Genomic DNA, 17,369 nt, shown 5'->3' with positions numbered 1-17,369 from the left:
GAAAATTTACAATCGGGATGATCGGCTTCCCGCCTAATTTCGACGTCATGACCGACATCGACCTGCAGCTGGATCACGTCGCCGAAGCGACGAAGGTGATCGATCCCGTTTTCCTGAACTCCCCGCAGTACAGCGACGAACAGCTGAACGAGCGCCTCGGCAGGCGCGTACTGGTGAAGATCGAGACGCTGAACCCGTTGCGCAGCTTCAAAGGCCGCGGCGCGGACTACTTCGCCGCCGGACTGGAGCCGGGGACGACCCTGGTGTGCGGGACCAGCGGCAACTTCGGGCAAGCCATCGCGTTCACCGCCAGGAAGCGCGGCCTGCGAGCCGAAATCTTCGTCCCCGCCGACATCTCGCCGGTCAAACTGCGGCGGATGAAGGCACTGGGCGCGCGGGTGCGCCGGGTCGACGGCGAGGCGAAGGTCGCCGCGGCCGCGTTCGCCGCCGAAGCCCCGGATCGCGTCTTCGCGGTCGACGGCCGTGATCCGGCGATCTCCGAAGGGGCGGGCACGATCGGCCTCGAACTGGCGGCCGAGCGCGGGATCGACACGGTCGTGCTCCCGGTCGGCGACGGCGCGCTGATCGCCGGGGTCGCACTGTGGCTCAAGGCGCATTCGCCGGACGTCCGGATCGTCGGCGTCGGGGCCAAGTCGGCGCAGGCCATGGTGACGAGCTGGCGGGCGGGCGAGCCGATCACCGTCGAGCGGGCCAACTCGTTCGCCGCCGGGATCTCGATCCGGGCCCCCGAGCCGGAATCCGTGCGACGCCTGCGGTCACTGGTCGACGACTTCGTGCTCGTCGACGACGACGAGCTGCGCGCGGCCATGCGGCTGGGCGCGGAAACCCTCGGCGTCGTCCCGGAACCCGCGGGTGCGGCCGGTCTGGCCGCGCTGACCGTGCACGACATCCCTGGCGACCTGGCCGCCACCGTGGTCACCGGGGCGAACGCGGACCTCTCGGTGCTCGGCATGACGAGGTGAGTCCGCCGGGGTGGGGGTGTCGTGGGGGGGGAGGGGGGGTGGGAACCGAAGCGCCAACCCAGAACCACCGAAGACGGGGGGGTCGAGAGAGGAAAAAAACGGTCGGATCCAAGAAGTCAAGCGATCAGCCGTCGCCCGCCCCGCACGGCGGCTGGTGTGCTCGGATGATGTTGCTGAGACGCACCTTGACGGTGTTCGCCGCCATCGGTCTGCTCCTCGCCCCGGTCACTACGCAAACCTCCGCCGCCCAGACCACCGCAGCCCAGACCGCCGCCCAAACCACCGCACAGACCGACGCCCCGAAGAGCAGGCTCACCGAATGCTCGGACGCCGATCACCACGGTGACAAACGGCTCGGCCCGGAGAAACTGCCCGTTCTGGGCGACGTCGGCTTCCAGCTCATCGGCTACCGCCGCACCGGGACGCTGACCGAGCAGCGTTTCCTCGACACCTACTACGACCCGGCGGCCTCCTCGTGGCGCTACCCGCCGAAGAACGGCTACGTCCTGCGCCCCGACGGGACGCCCGTCCAGTACGTGATCACGTTGACGCCGGGCAAGCGGATCGACCGGTACGGCAGCGAGTACGGCTCGTTCCTCGCGCCGAAGGGCTCTCCGTACGCTTCGAGGGCGATCCCGCCGCAGAGTCTCGACTCCGCGCCGGCCGCGAGCTGCAACTATCACGCCTATCGGGTGGCGAAAGCCTTCGCGGTCCATTCCGGTCCGATCGCCGCGTGGTTCGCCCAGCCGGGCGGTGGCCTTCAGTACCAAGTGGACGGTGCGTTGCTGCCCGGTTCACCGCCTTCGGTCAATGTCGGATGGTTGATCGCCAACGGATTCCTCGAGCGCTTGAAGTAAGGGTTGCAAGTCCGCATTCGCGGTGAAAATCCTTGGCTGGAAACTTGCCCGCGGTTCCGGTCGGGAGTGACCCCCTGGTGGGGGTTGTCCCGGCCGGGCAGAAGTAGCACGCTCGACTGTGAGTCCGATCACGGTTCGCCCGTGACCGCCGACTGACCGGCCGCTCCCGAACGACCCCGGACCCAGCGCGGGGTTTCTCTCGCTTTTGGAGGCCTGATGCGCATCACCGTCACCGTCGACGGCACCAGCTACACAGACGACGTCGAGCCCCGCACCCTCCTCGTGCACCATCTGCGCGAACGGGTCGGGAAGGTAGGCACCGTGGTCGGTTGCGACACCAGCAACTGCGGGGCCTGCACCGTCCACCTCGACGGGCACAGCGTGAAATCCTGTTCGGTACTCGCGGTACAGGCCGACGGCTGCGAGGTCACCACGATCGAGGGACTCGCCCGCGACGGCGAACTGCATCCGGTGCAGAAGGCCTTCCACGAGAACCACGCGCTCCAGTGCGGTTTCTGCACGCCCGGCATGATCATGCAGGCCATAGACCTGCTCGCCGACAATCCCGATCCGGACGAGAAGGCCGTCCGGGAGGGGCTCGAAGGCAACCTGTGCCGCTGCACGGGTTACCAGAACATCGTCCGCGCGGTCCGCGACGCCGCCCACCAGATGCGGCCCGGTGCCGGTCCGGAGGCCGAGCGGCTCGCCTCGGACACCGCCTCCCGTGTCGGCGCGGGTGGTGAGTGATGACCTCCACGACCGAACCGGAAGTCGGCCCAGAGATCGGCAGGGCCCGCCGCCGCAAGGAGGACGAGCGGCTCATCACCGGCAGGACCCGCTGGACCGACAACCTGACGCTGCCGGGGATGCTGCATCTCGCGGTGCTCCGCAGCCCGTTCGCGCACGCCAAGATCGTGTCGATCGACGTCACCGGGGCGAAGTCCGCGCCAGGGGTGATCGCGGTGTTCACCGGGAAGGACCTCGACCCCGAAAGCGCCATCGGCATGCCGTGCGCGTGGCCGATCACGCCGGACATGAAATCGCCGAGGCGGCCGATCCTCGCTTCGGACACGGTGAACTTCGCCGGTGAAGGCGTCGCGGTGGTCGTCGCCCGCACGTCGGCCGAAGCGCACGACGCGCTTGAAGCGATCGACGTCGAGTACGACGAACTGCCGGTCGTTCTCGGACTCGAGAACGCGCTCGCCGAGGGCGCCCCGCTGGTGCACGAAGAGCTCGACACCAACCAGAACGCGGTGTGGGTCTTCGATTCCGCCGACGCGGGCACCGGATCCAGTGTCGAGGACGCCATCACGAACGCGGAAGTCGTGGTCAAACGCCGGTTCCGCCAGCAGCGGCTGATTCCGGCGTTCATGGAACCGCGGGCGTGCGTCGTCGATCCGACTGGCAGCCAGCTGGTCATGTGGTCGGCCACCCAGGTCCCGCACATCCTCAAGACGATGACCGCGGCCACGCTCGGCCTGCCCGAGCACAAGGTGCGGGTGATCGCGCCGGACGTCGGCGGCGGCTTCGGCGGCAAGATCGCCGTGCTGCCCGAAGAAATGATGTCGACGCTGATCGCGCAGCGGCTCGGCAAACCGGTCAAGTGGACCGAGTCCCGTTCGGAGACGATGGTCGCCGCGCACCACGGCCGGGACCAGATCCAGGACATCACCATCACCGCGAACCGCGACGGCACGGTGACCGGCCTCAAGGTCGAACTGCTCGCCGACATGGGCGCGTATCTCGGTCTCGTCGGCCCCGGTGTGCCGATCCTCGGCGCGTTCATGTTCAACGCCATCTACAAGTTTCCGGCGTACCACTTCGCCTGCACCAACGTGTTCACCACCACCACGCTCACCGACGCCTATCGCGGCGCCGGGCGGCCGGAGGCCACGTTCGGGATCGAGCGGATCATGGACGAACTGGCCGTGGAACTCGGGATGGACCCGATGGAGCTGCGCGAGAAGAACTGGATCTCCCACGAGGAGTTCCCGTTCACCACGGTGGCCGGGCTGACCTACGACTCGGGCAACTACGAAGCCGCCACCGCCAAGGCCAAGGAACTGTTCGATTACGACGGCCTCCGCCGCGAACAGAAGGAACGGCGGGACTCGGGTGACCCGGTCCAGCTCGGCATCGGCATCTCGACGTTCACCGAGATGTGCGGTCTCGCGCCGTCGCGAGTGCTCGGATCGCTCGACTACGCGGCTGGCGGCTGGGAACACGCGGAGATCCGGGTGCTGCCGACCGGCAAGATCGAGGTCGTCACCGGCGCCTCCGCGCACGGACAGGGCCACGAGACGGCGTGGAGCCAGATCGTCGCCGACAAACTCGGCGTCCCGTTCGAGGACATCGAGGTCCTTCACGGCGACACCCAGTCCTCGCACAAGGGCATGGACACCTACGGTTCGCGGTCTCTGGTCGTCGGCGGGATCGCGGTGATCAACGCGGCGGACAAGGTGCTCGCGAAGGCGAAGCCGATCGCCGCGCATCTGATGGAGTGCTCCGAAGACGACCTCGAATTCGAGGCGGGCAAGTTCTCCGTCAAGGGCACGGATTCGTCGACGTCCATCCAGGACATCGCGTGGGCCGTGTTCTCGGCGCACAACCTGCCGGACGGCGTCGAACCCTCGCTGGATTCGTCGGACACCTTCGACCCGGAGAACTTCTCCTTCCCGCACGGCACGCATCTGTGCGCGGCCGAGGTCGACACCGAGACCGGACGGGTGCGGTTGCGGTCCTACGTCTGCGTCGACGACGTCGGGGTGGCCGTCAACCCGCTCATCGTCGAAGGCCAGGTGCACGGCGGGCTCGCGCAGGGCATCGCGCAGGCGCTGTTCGAAGAGGCCGTCCACGACGAAGGCGGGACGCTGACCACCGGGACGTTCGCCGACTACCTGCTCCCGTCGGCCGCGGATCTGCCCGAGTTCACCACCGACCGCACCGAGACCCCGTCGACGACGAACCCGTTGGGCGCCAAGGGAGTCGGTGAGGCGGGCACGATCGCCTCGACGCCGGCCGTGGTCAACGCCGTCATCGACGCCGTCCGGCACTTCGGCGTGAACGACATCGAAATGCCGTTGACCCCGATGCGGGTCTGGCACGCCATCCAGCACGGGTCGGCCTCGGCGGGCGGCCTCGGTTCCGAAGCCGGTGGCGGTCTCGGTTCGATCGACGCCTCCGGAGGTGCCCAGTGATCCCCGCCCCGTTCGACTACGTCGCTCCATCCACAGTGGACGAAGCGATCAGTGCGCTCGCCGAGGCGGGCGAGGACGCCAAAGTACTGGCGGGCGGGCAAAGCCTGCTGCCGGTGCTGCGGATGCGGCTCGCCACGCCGACCACGCTGATCGACCTGGGGAAGATCGGTGAGCTGCGCGGGATCACCGAAGCCGGTGACGCGCTGGTCATCGGCTCGATGACCACGCATGACGACGTCCAGCGGGACGCGCTGGTCGCCGAACACGCCGCGCTGCTCAAGGCCGCCACCGACACGGTGGCCGATCCGCAGATCCGCCACCGCGGCACGTTCGGCGGCGCCATCGCGCACGCCGATCCCGCCGGTGACCTGCTCGCCCCCGTGCTCGCGCTCGGCTGCGAACTCGTCGTCGCCGGACCGGGCGGGCGGCGGACGGTGCCCGCGGCCGACTTCTTCCAGGACATGTTCACCACGGCCCTCGCCGCGGACGAGATCCTCGTCGAGGTCCGCGTCCCGAAGCACACCGGCTGGCGTGCCCACTACGAGAAGTTCAACCGGGTCGCGCAGGCGTGGTCGATGGTCGCCGTCGCGGCCTGTGTCCGCACCGAGGCGGGGACCATCGAGGAGGCACGGGTCGCGCTCACCAACATGAACTCCACACCGGTGCGGGCGGCCGGGGTCGAGGCGGCGCTGGTCGGCTGCGCCGCCACCGCGGAGGCGATCCGCGGCGCGGCCGAACACGCGGCCGAAGGGACGAACCCGACGGCCGATGGCAATTCCGACGTCGAATACCGGCAGCATCTCGCGCGGGTGCTGACCGGCAGGGCGGTCCTCGCCGCGGCAGGTTCGTAACACGAGAAGGGAGGTCGGCCCGTGCGGCTCGACCACGAATTCACCGTCCCCGCGCCGGTCGACGAGGTCTGGCGGGCCGTCGTCGACCCGGAACGGGTGGCGCCGTGCCTGCCGGGCGCCACCATCACCGGAGCCGAAGGCGACACCTTCCAAGGCACGGTGAAGGTCAAGCTCGGGCCGATCTCCCTGCTCTACAAGGGATCCGGCGAGTTCGTCGAGAAGGACGCGGACGCGAAACGGGTGGTGATCAAGGCGTCCGGCAAGGATGCCCGCGGCGCGGGTACGGCGTCCGCGACGGTGACGCTCACCTTGACCGAGAAGGACGGCGTCACCCATGGCACCGTCGCCACGGAGCTTTCGGTCACCGGCAAACCGGCGCAGTTCGGGCGCGGGATGATCGCCGAGGTCGGCGGCAAGATCCTCGACTCGTTCGCGGACCGTCTGTCCGGCGAACTCGGCGAGCCCGAACCTGAGAAAATCCAGGAACGCCCGCCGCTGCAAGCGGTCAAGCCGGTGCCGGAGGGCGAAGCCGTCGACCTGATGGCGTACGCCGGCGAGTCGGTGGTCAAACGGGTCGCGCCGGTGCTCATCGCCGTCACCGGGGTGCTCCTGATCGTCGCGATCGTGCGGGCGCTGAAGCGGTGAGTGTGACCTAGGCGGCGCTGGGGACATAGAGAGAAATATCCGGGATCCGCCACCGTTGAACCCGGTATGAAGGCGGATCACGAAGTCGACGTGGCGGTGATCGGGGCGGGCCAGGCCGGTCTGTCGGCGGCGTATCACCTGCGCCGCGCGGGTTTCGCCAACGAGTCGGGCTTCGTCGTGCTCGATCACGGCAAACGACCTGGCGGCGCGTGGCAGTACCGCTGGCCTTCGCTGGTGATGGAGAAGGTCCACGGCGTCTACGACCTTCCCGGGATGGCCTTCGGCGTCCCGGATCCGAAACTGCCCGCGGCCGAGGTCGTCTCGGAGTACTTCGGCCGCTTCGAACGGACCTACGACCTTCCCGTCCATCGCCCTGTCGACGTCCTGTCGGTAAGCGCCGAGGACGATCGTCTGGTGATCGCGAGCGCGGCCGAAAGCTGGGCCGCCCGTGCGGTGATCAGCGCGACCGGCACCTGGCACCGGCCGTTCTGGCCGTATTACCCGGGACAGGAGACCTTCCGCGGCCGCCAGCTGCACACCGCCGACTACACCGGTGTCGGCGACTTCCGCGGCAAACGCGTCGTGGTGGTCGGCGGCGGTTCGTCGGCCGTCCAACTGCTGCTGGAGATAGCGCCTTTCGCCCGGTCGACGCGCTGGGTGACCCGGCGTCCGCCGGTCTGGCGTGACGAGCCGTTCAGCGAGGACTGGGGCCGCGAGGCCGTGGCCAAGGTCGACCGGCGGGTCCGGGAGGGCCTTCCGCCGGAAAGCGTCGTCAGCGTGACCGACCTGGCGGTGACGCCCGAGGTGCGGGCGGGGCTGGACGCGGGCATCCTCGACCGCCGCCCGATGTTCGAGCGGATCACCCCGGATGGCATCCGATGGGCGGACGGGACTTTCGAGCCCGCCGACATCATCCTGTGGGCCACCGGTTTCCGCGCCGCCATCGACCATCTCGCCCCGCTGCGCCTGCGCGCCGCGGGCGGCGGGATCCGGATGGACGGCACCCGGGTCGTCGCCGAACCGCGGCTGCACTTGGTCGGCTACGGGCCGTCCGCCAGCACCGTCGGGGCGAACCGCGCGGGGCGGGCGGCCGTCACCGAGATCCGGCGCCTGCTCGGATCGCCCGCCGCCTGAAGTCGAGTATTTGACCGTTCGTTACAGAACGTGCGATGCTGAACGGGTGCCACGTCCGAAGGGATTCGATCCCGCCGAAGTTCTCGACGCGGCCGTCGACACGTTCTGGCGCAAGGGTTACGCGGCCACCTCGGCCCAGGATCTGGTGGACGGCACCGGGCTGGGGCGAGGAAGCCTGTACCACGCGTTCACAAGCAAGCAGCGGCTGTTCGAGGAGGCGTTGCGCCGCTACGAGGACACGTCCGCCACGCGCGTGGAGGAGATGCTGGCCGCGCCGGGCACGATCCGGGACCGGATGCGGCGGGTGTTGATGGACGTGGTCGACGAGGAAACGGCGGAGTCGTCCGGGCGTCGTGGCTGCCTCGCCGTCAACGCAGCCCTCGAACTCGGCGGAATCGACGAGGAGGTCACCGCGCGTGTCCGCCACAACTTCCAGCGGCTGGAAGACGCGTTCCACGTCGAGTACGCCGCCGCGCGGCAGGAAGGTGAAATCGCCGAGAGCCGCGATCCGCGGGCGCTGGCGCAGTTCACCCTCGCCGCGATGTACGGCCTGCGGGTACTGGGCAAGACCGCGGACCGGCAGGTGCTCACCCAGGTCGTCGAAACCACCATCCAGGCGTTGTGATGTTCCAGGTTTCGTAGCGAACCCCGTCAGTCCGCGCGTTTCCGTGCGCCCGCGCGGTCCCGCTGTCGGCCGTGTCCCTCACTGTGCGGATTTCGGAAGTTAGATGACACTCAACGGCCCTATCCCCACACCCCCTCGTCCAACGACGCCATTTTTGACTTACCCCTCGAAGTAAGTCAGCCGGTCAGGTAGCCTCCGCTCGCGTCGACGTCGGTCCCGGTCACCGCGCTCGAATCCGGGGAGCTGAGCCACATCACCACCGCCGCCATCTCCTCCGGCCGCACGATGCGCTTGATCGGGTAGTCCTGTGCGATCTGTTCGTAGGTCAGCCCGAAGGCTTCCGCGGCGCGGCGGAGCATCGGGGTGTCCACGGCGCCCGGGGCGAACGCGTTGACCCGGATGTTCTTGTCCGCGTATTCGAGTGCCGCGACCTTGGTCAGCGACGTGACACCGTGCTTACTCGCGTTGTAGGGCGCGATGGTGGCGAACCCGACCTCCGCGGAGATCGAAGCGGTGTTGACGATGACGCCACCACCCTGCGCGAGCATCCTCGGGATCTCGTACTTCATCCCGAGGAAGACCCCGGCCGTGTTGGTGCGCCAGACGTCCTCCAGTTCGGCCAGGGTCTGCTCGGCGAGCGGTACCGCCCGGGGGCTCTCGATCCCCGCGTTGTTGACGGCGATGTCCAAGCGGCCGTAGCGGCGCACGCACTGGTCGACCAGACCGTGTACCTCGGCCTCCACCCGGACGTCCGCGCGGCGGAAGGTCGCGTCGCCGCCGTGCGCCCGGATTTCGGCCGCGACCTCCTGGCCGAGCCTTTCGCGGCGGCCGCAGAAGAACACCTTCGCGCCCTCGGCCGCCATAGCCCGCGCCGTGGCGGCACCGATACCCGAGGTCGCGCCGGTGATCAGCACGACCTTGCCGTCGAACCGGCCTCGGGACCGTTCCGCGGCGGAGGCCGCGCCGGTCGACGCCATGGCCGTCGCCGCGAGCCCCCAGGCACCCGCGGTCAGCACTCGTCTGCGTGAGGTATCCATCGCTCAGCCCTTCGCGAGACGGTCGGGGATCCGTGCCAGCGGGTACTGCCGCCAGAAGAACGCGTCGGCGGCGTGCTGGTCGGACGCGAAGTTGATCGCCTCGGCGATCCGCTTGCCCTGGATGCGATAGGCGAGCACCCAGGTGATGTCGAGTCCGGTGGGCGTGGTGCTCCAGCCGCGGTGCAGATCGACCACCCAGTCGCCGTCCGCGGCCAGATACAGCACCTCCGCCCGGAATCCGGCGCGGGCGAGTTCGCCGAAGAAGGCGAGCACCTCGTCCGCGCCGGTCTTCGTCCCGGCGAGCGGATGGTGTCCCGGGATCGTCCACCGGATGTCCGGCGTGAAGAACTGCTTGAGCGCGTTCAGATCGCCGGAGCCGTAGGCCTCGTAGTAGCGCCGGATCAGCGCGACGTTGGGGTGTTCCCGGGTACGCTCCGGCGCGGCGGACGCGGTCCCGCCGGTCAGGGACGTGGCCAGCAGCGCGGCGGCGCCCGCCCCACCGGCCCGCAGGAACGTCGCCCGGTCGATCGGTGTCCTTCGGTCTTCCACGGTCGTTTCCCTCCAGAAGTGGCTGCCGTCCACGCAATCACCGGGACCTCACGGCGGTCCAATGCCCGTACCCATACGTTCGGGGCATCGGGAGGATCGGACATGGATGTCGACACGAGGGTGCTGCGCTATTTCGTCGCCGTCGCGGAACATCTGAGCTTCACCAGGGCCGCCGAAGCCCTGTTCGTCACGCAGCCGTCACTGAGCCGCCAGATCCGGCAACTGGAGTCCCGGCTCGGCACGGATCTGTTCGCCAGGGGGAACGCGGAAATCCGGCTGACCGCCGCCGGTGAGGTGCTCCTGCCCGCCGCGCGCCGTCTTCTCGCCGACTGGCAGCTCGCCGGTCGTCTCGTCCGAACGGCCGCCGCGGCCGAGGGCAACGTGCTGCGGGTCGGTTTCGTCGCGACCGGTGGTGGTCCGCTCGCCCGGCGGGCGCGGACCCTGTTCACCGAACGCCATCCCGACGTGACCATCGAACCGAAGCGGTTCGACTGGGGTGGTGAGGCGCAGGCCTTGCGTGACGGACTCGCGGACATCGCGTTCGTCTGGCTGCCCGCCGAGCTGACCGGACTGCACGCCGAAGTCGTCGCGACCGAACGCCGGTGGGTCGCCATGAACGCGTCACATCCCTTGGCGGACAAGGAAGAGGTCGTCATCCACGACCTCCGCGACGCGCCGTTGCTGTGGACCCGCAACGCTCCCTCCGACTGGGTCGACTGGTGGGCGGTCAACCCACGCCCCGACGGCTCGGCCCCGAACTGGGGACCGGAGAACGACAACGTGGAGGAGATGCTCGAACTCGTCGCCACCACCGACGCGGTCTGCATCTCGCCCGAGTCGATGGCGAAGTTCTACGCGCATCCGGACCTGGTGTGGCGGCCGATCGTCGACATCGAGCCACTGCGGATCGCGCTGGCCTGGCCGAAGGAGAGCACCAGCCCGCTGGTGGGGGCGTTCGTGCGGGCGGTGCGTCTCGTCAGCCCTTCAAGTACCTGACCTGCGTGGCTTTGCTCTCCTCGAAGTCTCCCCGGCCGGAAAGATGCTCCGGAACGCCGACCTCCCACCAGGCGCCTGCCTCGGTCCAGGAGTTCGGCTGGGTCCGGACCACGACCACCGCCGGCCGGCTCTCGGCCACCGCCGCTTCTCGCGCCTTCGCGTAGGCCGCCCGCACATCGTCCAAAGAGGACGCTGTGAACACCGCGCAGCCCAGCGATTCCGCATGGCGTGCGAAGTCGACTCGCGGCGGTGACGCGTGCGCTGTGCGGCAGTCGGCGAGGAAGTTGTTGTACGGCTTGCCGCCTTGCCCTTCCTGCAGCCGGGCGATGACCGCGTAGCCGTCGTTGTCACAGACCACCGCCACGAACGGATGCCCGGCGAAGGCGGCCGAGAACAGTTCCGAGTTCAGCATCAGATACGAGCCGTCGCCGAGCATCGTGGTCACCAGGCCATCGGTGTGCGCCATCGCCGCACCCCAGGCGCCCGCGAGTTCGTATCCCATGCACGAGAACCCGTACTCGACGTCCATGCTGATCGACCCCGAGCCACGCCAGCCGCCGATCAGTTCCCCCGGCATCCCGCCGGACGCGGTCATCACGTAGTCGTGCGGTTCGGAGAGGTCGTTGACCGCGCCGACGACCTGGGCGTAGGTCGGAACCTCGCCGGAAACGGCGCGCAGGGAGTCGACATGCGCGTCCCACCGGCCGCGTTCCGCCGCGGCACGTGCTGTCCACAAAGGATCGACCTGCCAGCTTTCCAACTGGGCGGCCAGCTCCGAGAGACCGGCGTCGGCGTCACCCACGACGGCCAGCGCACCGTGCTTGACCGCGTCGAACCGCGCGGCGTTGAGGGTGATCAACCGGACGCCGGGGGAGAACACCGTCCATGATGCCGTGGTGAAGTCCTGCAACCGGGTGCCGACGGCCAGGACGACGTCGGCTTCGGCGGCCAGGACGTTCGCGGACGCCGAGCCGGTGACGCCCAGCGGGCCCGCGTGCAGCGGATGTCCGTGCGGGACCAGGGTCCGCCCGGCGGTGGTCTCGGTGACGGGGACCCCGTGGTGGTCGGCGAAGGCCAGCGCGCGCTGACCGGCGCCGGAATACCGGACGCCGCCCCCGAGTATCAGCAACGGTTTCCGGGCCGCCCGCAGCACGCCCGCCGCCTCGGTGAGGGTCCGGCGGTCAGGCCGGGAGCGCGGCGGGCGATGGGTCACCGGTTCGAACAGCGCGTCCGGGAAGTCGTAGGTCTCCACCTGGACGTCCTGGGGCAGCGCGAGGGTCACCGGACCCGCGTCCGCCGGATCGGTCAGCACCCTGGCGACCTGTGGCAGGGTCGAAAGCAACTGCTCCGGCCTGGTGATCCGGTCGAAATACCGGCTCACCGCGCGGAACGCGTCGTTGACCGTGGCCGTCGGATCGCCGAAATGCTCCACCTGCTGCAGCACCGGATCCGGCGCACGGCTGATGAAGGTGTCACCGGGAAGCAGCAGCACCGGCAGCCGGTTGGCGTGCGCGACCCCGGCCGCGGTGACCATGTTCAGCGCGCCGGGCCCGATCGACGACGTCACCACGCCGACCTGGCGCCGATGCGTCGCCTTGGCGTAGCCGACGGCCGCGAGCGCCATGCCCTGTTCGGTTTGGCCACGCCACAGCGGGAGCTCGTCGCGGTGTTCCTCCAGTGCGGTGCCGAGCCCCAGTACGTTGCCGTGCCCGAAGATCGCGAACACGCCGGGGAACAGAGGGACCTCGCGGCCGTCCATGGCCTCCGACCGCTGCGCGAGCAGCCAGCGCACCAGCGCCTGTGCGGTGGTCAGCTTCATGACACCCGTCCTTCGTGGCTCGTGACCGGGCAACGCGGGTCGAGTTCCTGGTCGTTCCAGGTCTCGCGGACCCAGCCGTGCGCGGGGTCGTCGCAGAAGGCCATCGACCGCTCGTCGGCGGGCCCGGCCAAGACGTTCAAGTAGTACATCGGGTAACCCGGGGCGGCGACGCAAGGGCCGTGATAGCCGCGCGGGATCAGGAAGACGTCACCGTCCCGGACCGCGACGTCCTCGTCCAGCTCGCCGTCCGCGGTGTACGTCCGGTGCAGGCCGAAGCCTTCGCGTGAAGGGGTCACGCCGTCGCGGCCGGCGACGCGGAAGTAGTAGATCTCCTCGTTGACGACCTCGCATTCGGACACTTCGTCGTGCTTGTGCGGCGGGTAGGACGACCAGTTGCCGCCGGGGGTGATCAGCTCGCACGCGTTCAGCTTGTCCGCGTGGTCCCAGACCCCGGGCACGCCGAAGTTGGTGACCTGCCTCGTCGCCTGCCCGGCCCCGCGCACCTCCACCGGGACGTTCTCGGCCGGTCCATAGCGGGGTTCGAGACGGCGGGTACAGCGCGCCATCGGCAACGCCACCTCGATGCCCTCCACCGTCGACAATTCGACTTCGGCGCCGCGGGGCACGTAGACGAAATCCGTGACCCGGGTGAACACCGAATCGCGTCCGGCGAGGTCGAAGACCTGCCCGTCGACGCGGACCGTGCACGCGCCGGACAGCGGCAGGACGAATGCCTCGTACTCGCCGGTGCGCAAGACCCGTTTCTCACCGGCCCGCAGCGAGAGCACCCGAAGCCCGCTGTAGGTCCAGCCCGCCGAATCCGGGGTGAGCCGGACCGGGTCCTGCTCGTCCGAAAGCGTCCCGAGTGGACGGTGCAGCTTGCTCACAGCAACTCCTCGATCTCTTCGGCGGTGGGCATGGCGTCGGCGCAGGCCAGCCGTGACGCGACGAGCGCGCCCGCCGCGTTGGCGTAGGTGGCGATACGCACCGGATCCCAGCCGGACAGCAGACCGTGGATCAGCGCGCCACCGAACCCGTCACCGGCGCCGAGCCCGCACACGACCTCGACCCGCTGCGGTGGCACGGTCCAGCGTCCCTCGGCGGTGGCCACCAGAACACCCTCGGCGCCCTTCTTGATCACCGCGAGTTCGACGCCCCTGGCCAGCATCCTGGACGCGGCCTCGTCGGGATCCGCCGTGCCGACGGCGACCTCCGCCTCGGTGCGGTTGCCGACCGCCACCGTGACGTGGTCGAGCATCCAGCCGATCTCCTCGCGCGCGGTCTCGGTGCCGGGCCAGAACATCGGCCGGAAGTCGAGATCGAGCACGGTATGCGACCGCCGTCCGCGCCGCTCGAGCATCTTGCGCTGGGTCCCGCGTGCCGGTTCGACGGACACACCGGTCCCGGTGACCCACAGCAGCGGCACCGTTTCCACGAGGTCCCAGGGCACGTCGGTTTCGTCGAGGGTCAGATCCGGCGCGATGGGGGACCGGTAGAACAACAGCGGCGGATCCGCGGGCGGGTTCAGTTCGCAGAACACCACCGGCGTCCGCAGCCCCGCCGAGGTCCCGACGTGGTCCGAGGACACGCCGAACTCCCGCAGTGCCTGCCGTACGTAGTCGCCGAACCCGTCCGGGCCGACCTTCGTCAGCACCGACGTCGAGCGGCCCAGCCGCGCGGCGGCGACCGCGACGTTGGTCGCGGTGCCGCCGAGCGATTTGGCGAAGGTGCTGACCCCGGCCAGGGGCACGCCGCTCTGTTCCGGGTAGAGGTCCACCCCGACCCTGCCGACGGTCAGTGCTTCGAGAGTGGTCATGAAGGAGACTCCACAGCTCGCAATTCGTGTTCGAGGGCTTCCAGTTCCGCGCCGCCCGCCATCTGCCGGGTCAGTTCGGCGAGGTCGATCTCGGACTTCTCGTAGGAGCCGAGCGGCGCGCCCCGTTTGAGCAGCAGGAACCGGTCGGCCACGGGATAGGCGTGATGCGGGTTGTGCGTGATCAGCACGACGCCGAGCCCGCGATCACGAGCCTGCGCGACGTACTTGAGGACGACACCGGCCTGTTTCACGCCCAACGCCGCGGTCGGCTCGTCGAGGATCAGCACCTTCGCCCCGAAGTGGACCGCCCGCGCGATGGCGACGCACTGCCGTTCGCCACCGGACAGCGTGCCGACCGGCTGCTCGACGTCACGCAGGTCGATGCCCATGTCGGACAACGCCTTCTTGGTCGTCTCGCGCCCTTTCTTCCGGTCCAGCGCCCGGAACGGGCCGAAGCCGACCGTCGGTTCGGAGCCGAGGAAGAAGTTCCGCCACACGCTCATCAGCGGGACGACCGCCAGATCCTGGTACACCGTCGCGATACCGCGATCGAGGGCCTCGCGTGGGGACGCGAACTTGACCGGCTCGCCCTCGACCAGGAACTCGCCCTTGTCGTGCTGGTGGACCCCCGCGAGAATCTTGATCAAGGTGGACTTGCCCGCACCGTTGTCGCCGAGTACGCAGGTGACCTCGCCCGCGTTGACCACGGTGGACACGTCCCGCAAGGCGATCACGCTGCCGTAGGTCTTGCCGACGTCCTTGACCGACAGCAGCTCTTCGACTTGGCTGTGACTCATCGCCGTACCCTTTCCGCGCGCCGCCGGAAGGCGTTGTTGACCAGGACCGCGGACAGCAGCATGACCCCGAGGAACAGCATGAACCAGTCGCTGTCCCAGCGGGCGAACACGATTCCCTGCCGCGCCATACCGAAGATCAGTGCTCCGATGGCGGCGCCGATCGCCGAGCCGAAACCGCCGGTCAGCAGGCAACCGCCGATCACGGCCGCGATGATGTACTGGAATTCCAGCCCGATGCCCTGGTTCGCCTGGACGCTCGCGAACCGCAGGATGTTGATCGAACCGACCAGCCACGCGGCGAGCGCGGTGGTCATGAACAGCATGATCTTGGTGCGCACCACCGGCACCCCGACCGCGCGTGAACTCGGCGCGGAGCCGCCGACGGCGAAGATCCAGTTGCCGAACCGGGTCCGGACCAGGAGCCAGGCCGCCAGCACGGCGAACCCGATCCACCAGACGATCGAGATCTGGAAGGCCGTCCCACCGACGTCCACTGTGGACGCGAAGACGAAACCGGCGGTTTCGTAACCGTCGGCCGAGCGCATTCCGGAGACCTGGACGGTGCCGGTGACCAACCGTGTGACGCCGAGGTTGAGCCCTTGCAACGCCAGGAACGTGCCCAGGGTGACGATGAAACTGGGCAGGCCGGTGCGCATCACCAGCCAGCCGTTGAACGCGCCGACCGCGAGCGCGAAGACCAGCGACGCGAACAGCGCGAGCCAGACGTTCCAGCCCGCCTGCGTCGCCAGTGTCGCGGTGACGAGGGCGGTGGACGCGGTCATCACGCCCGCCGAGAGGTCGAACTCGCCGCCGATCATCAGCAGTGACACGGCGACCGCCATGATGCCGAGCGTCGAGGCGTCGTCCAGCCAGGTCGCCACCCCGCTGCCGCTGAAGAACTGGTCGGTGACGAGGGTGAAGAACAGGAAGACCACGACGGCGCCGAGCAGCGCGCCGATCTCGGGCCGGACGACCAGCCGGTCGAGCAGTCGCGGTTTCGCGATCCGTTCGTCGAGGAAGGTAGTTGTCATCGCGTGCCCCTTTGCACGTACTGGCCGACCGTGTCCACAGTGGATTTATCGACCAGGTCGGGTCCGGTGAGCACCGGTTTCCCGCCGCCGACGACGTTCGCGTTGTCCCGGTAGAGCTTGAGGAACGACACCGGGAGATAGCCCTGCTCGTACTGCTGCTGGTCGACCGCGAAGACCACGTCGCCCGCCTTGATCGCACCGACCACGTCGGTGTTCAGGTCGAAGGTGCCGACCTGGGCCTTCGAGCCGACCGCCTTGATCGCGCTCACCGCCCGGGCCGCGACCTGCGAGTTCAACGTCAGCACGGCGTCGAGAGAGGAGTCGGTCTGCACCGCGCCTCTGATCCGGGATTCGGCGTCGGTGGGGTTGCTGATGTCGACCTGCAGGGTCTGCACGTCGCCTGCGAAGCCCGTCTTGGCGCCGTCGCACCGCTGGGCCTGCCCGACGTTGCCCGCTTCGTGGACCACGCAGAGCAGCTTCTTCTTGCCGAGTTCCTTGAACTTCTTCCCGGCCTCCTCGCCGGCGATGGTCTCGTTCTGCCCGACGTGGGTGAGGGCGCCGTATGCCGCGCTCTTGTCCTCGCCGGAGTTGATGGTGATGACCGGGATCCCGGCGCGGACCGCGTTCTCGATCGAGGTCTTGAGCGCTTCCGGGTTCGCCATCGACACCACCAGCCCGCCGACCCGCTGGGCGACCGCGTTGTCGATCAGCTTGGCCTGGTTGCCGGGGTCCCCGTCGGAGTTGTACTCGACCTGGACGTCGAGCTGTCTGCCCGCCTCCTCGGCGCCGTTCTTGACCACGTTCCAGAACGCGTCACCCGCCGTGCCGTGCGAGATGACCGCGACCCGGAGCGGCCCGCTGGGCTGGGTCGTCGCCGGAGCTGTGCCCTCGGCGGGCTTCTCCTCGGCCTTCGGCCCGGTGCACGCGGACAGGAGCACCAGCCCCGCCGCGGCCACCAAGGTCGCCTTCAGTGTCTTCCCGGGAACCCGCGACCGGAATCGCGTCGCCAGTGCGCTCTTCGGCGCCGTCCCA

At 69.1% G+C, this 17,369-nt stretch carries 17 protein-coding genes; 9 read left to right on the top strand and 8 right to left on the bottom strand.

What is annotated here, in order from left to right:
• Window positions 1–47: 47 nt before the first annotated feature.
• The 8 genes from ACZ54P_RS08745 to ACZ54P_RS08710 all read left to right on the top strand — a co-directional run bounded on the left by ACZ54P_RS08745 (window position 48) and on the right by ACZ54P_RS08710 (window position 8,292).
• The gene (locus ACZ54P_RS08745) at window positions 48–983 is read left to right on the top strand and encodes a threonine ammonia-lyase (RefSeq protein ID WP_465460925.1); all 936 of its coding nucleotides are present in this window, start codon (window positions 48–50) and stop codon (window positions 981–983) included.
• Between the two features lie 164 nt (window positions 984–1,147).
• The gene (locus tag ACZ54P_RS08740) at window positions 1,148–1,840 is read left to right on the top strand and encodes a TNT domain-containing protein (RefSeq protein WP_465460924.1); all 693 of its coding nucleotides are present in this window, start codon (window positions 1,148–1,150) and stop codon (window positions 1,838–1,840) included.
• A gap of 216 nt (window positions 1,841–2,056) precedes the next feature.
• Window positions 2,057–2,587, top strand: a complete 531-nt coding sequence (locus ACZ54P_RS08735; RefSeq protein WP_465460923.1) for a (2Fe-2S)-binding protein — start codon at window positions 2,057–2,059, stop codon at window positions 2,585–2,587.
• A complete protein-coding gene (locus ACZ54P_RS08730; protein ID WP_465460922.1) occupies window positions 2,587–5,037 on the top strand; it encodes a xanthine dehydrogenase family protein molybdopterin-binding subunit in 2,451 nt (816 codons plus the stop codon). The genes ACZ54P_RS08735 and ACZ54P_RS08730 overlap by 1 nt, the downstream gene beginning before the upstream one ends.
• Window positions 5,034–5,888 (top strand): FAD binding domain-containing protein, encoded by an 855-nt coding sequence (locus ACZ54P_RS08725; protein WP_465460921.1) that lies wholly within the window; start codon window positions 5,034–5,036, stop codon window positions 5,886–5,888. Before ACZ54P_RS08730 ends, ACZ54P_RS08725 begins: the two co-directional genes overlap by 4 nt.
• 21 nt (window positions 5,889–5,909) lie before the next feature.
• Window positions 5,910–6,533, top strand: a complete 624-nt coding sequence (locus ACZ54P_RS08720) for an SRPBCC family protein (RefSeq protein ID WP_465460920.1) — start codon at window positions 5,910–5,912, stop codon at window positions 6,531–6,533.
• Window positions 6,534–6,599: 66 nt separating this feature from the next.
• On the top strand, window positions 6,600–7,667 hold the full coding sequence (locus tag ACZ54P_RS08715; protein ID WP_465460919.1) for an NAD(P)-binding domain-containing protein: 1,068 nt from the start codon (window positions 6,600–6,602) through the stop codon (window positions 7,665–7,667).
• A gap of 46 nt (window positions 7,668–7,713) precedes the next feature.
• Complete coding sequence (locus ACZ54P_RS08710) at window positions 7,714–8,292, top strand: TetR/AcrR family transcriptional regulator (protein ID WP_465460918.1); 579 nt, start codon at window positions 7,714–7,716, stop codon at window positions 8,290–8,292.
• A gap of 176 nt (window positions 8,293–8,468) precedes the next feature.
• Here ACZ54P_RS08710 and ACZ54P_RS08705 read toward each other — a convergent pair whose 3' ends face one another.
• Window positions 8,469–9,329 (bottom strand): SDR family NAD(P)-dependent oxidoreductase, encoded by an 861-nt coding sequence (locus ACZ54P_RS08705; protein WP_465460917.1) that lies wholly within the window; start codon window positions 9,327–9,329, stop codon window positions 8,469–8,471.
• A 3-nt stretch (window positions 9,330–9,332) separates the two neighbouring features.
• Window positions 9,333–9,878, bottom strand: a complete 546-nt coding sequence (locus ACZ54P_RS08700; RefSeq protein ID WP_465460916.1) for a nuclear transport factor 2 family protein — start codon at window positions 9,876–9,878, stop codon at window positions 9,333–9,335.
• Window positions 9,879–9,980: 102 nt separating this feature from the next.
• On the opposite strand from ACZ54P_RS08700, the gene ACZ54P_RS08695 reads away from it, so the two are divergent.
• Entirely contained in the window at window positions 9,981–10,874 is an 894-nt protein-coding gene (locus tag ACZ54P_RS08695) for a LysR family transcriptional regulator (RefSeq protein ID WP_465460915.1), read from the top strand.
• Here ACZ54P_RS08695 and iolD read toward each other — a convergent pair.
• Genes iolD through ACZ54P_RS08665 form a run of 6 tightly spaced genes read right to left on the bottom strand, consistent with a single transcriptional unit; the run spans window position 10,855 to window position 17,308 of the window.
• A complete protein-coding gene (gene iolD / locus ACZ54P_RS08690) occupies window positions 10,855–12,693 on the bottom strand; it encodes a 3D-(3,5/4)-trihydroxycyclohexane-1,2-dione acylhydrolase (decyclizing) (protein ID WP_465460914.1) in 1,839 nt (612 codons plus the stop codon). The genes ACZ54P_RS08695 and iolD overlap by 20 nt on opposite strands.
• Window positions 12,690–13,580 carry a 5-deoxy-glucuronate isomerase gene (gene iolB / locus ACZ54P_RS08685; RefSeq protein WP_465460913.1) on the bottom strand — a complete coding sequence of 297 codons (891 nt, stop codon included), beginning with the start codon at window positions 13,578–13,580 and terminating at the stop codon, window positions 12,690–12,692. The genes iolD and iolB overlap by 4 nt, the downstream gene beginning before the upstream one ends.
• Window positions 13,577–14,509 carry a 5-dehydro-2-deoxygluconokinase gene (gene iolC, locus ACZ54P_RS08680; protein WP_465460912.1) on the bottom strand — a complete coding sequence of 311 codons (933 nt, stop codon included), beginning with the start codon at window positions 14,507–14,509 and terminating at the stop codon, window positions 13,577–13,579. Before iolC ends, iolB begins: the two co-directional genes overlap by 4 nt.
• Entirely contained in the window at window positions 14,506–15,306 is an 801-nt protein-coding gene (locus ACZ54P_RS08675) for an ATP-binding cassette domain-containing protein (RefSeq protein WP_465460911.1), read from the bottom strand. The genes iolC and ACZ54P_RS08675 overlap by 4 nt, the downstream gene beginning before the upstream one ends.
• A complete protein-coding gene (locus ACZ54P_RS08670; RefSeq protein WP_465460910.1) occupies window positions 15,303–16,337 on the bottom strand; it encodes an ABC transporter permease in 1,035 nt (344 codons plus the stop codon). The genes ACZ54P_RS08675 and ACZ54P_RS08670 overlap by 4 nt, the downstream gene beginning before the upstream one ends.
• Window positions 16,334–17,308: a substrate-binding domain-containing protein gene (locus tag ACZ54P_RS08665; RefSeq protein WP_465461440.1), complete on the bottom strand. Its 975-nt coding sequence runs from the start codon at window positions 17,306–17,308 to the stop codon at window positions 16,334–16,336. The genes ACZ54P_RS08670 and ACZ54P_RS08665 overlap by 4 nt, the downstream gene beginning before the upstream one ends.
• Between the last annotated feature and the right edge of the window lie 61 nt (window positions 17,309–17,369).

It is taken from the genome of Amycolatopsis sp. NPDC034160, from assembly GCF_055575355.1.
This window is presented reverse-complemented; position numbering and strand designations above follow the sequence as displayed.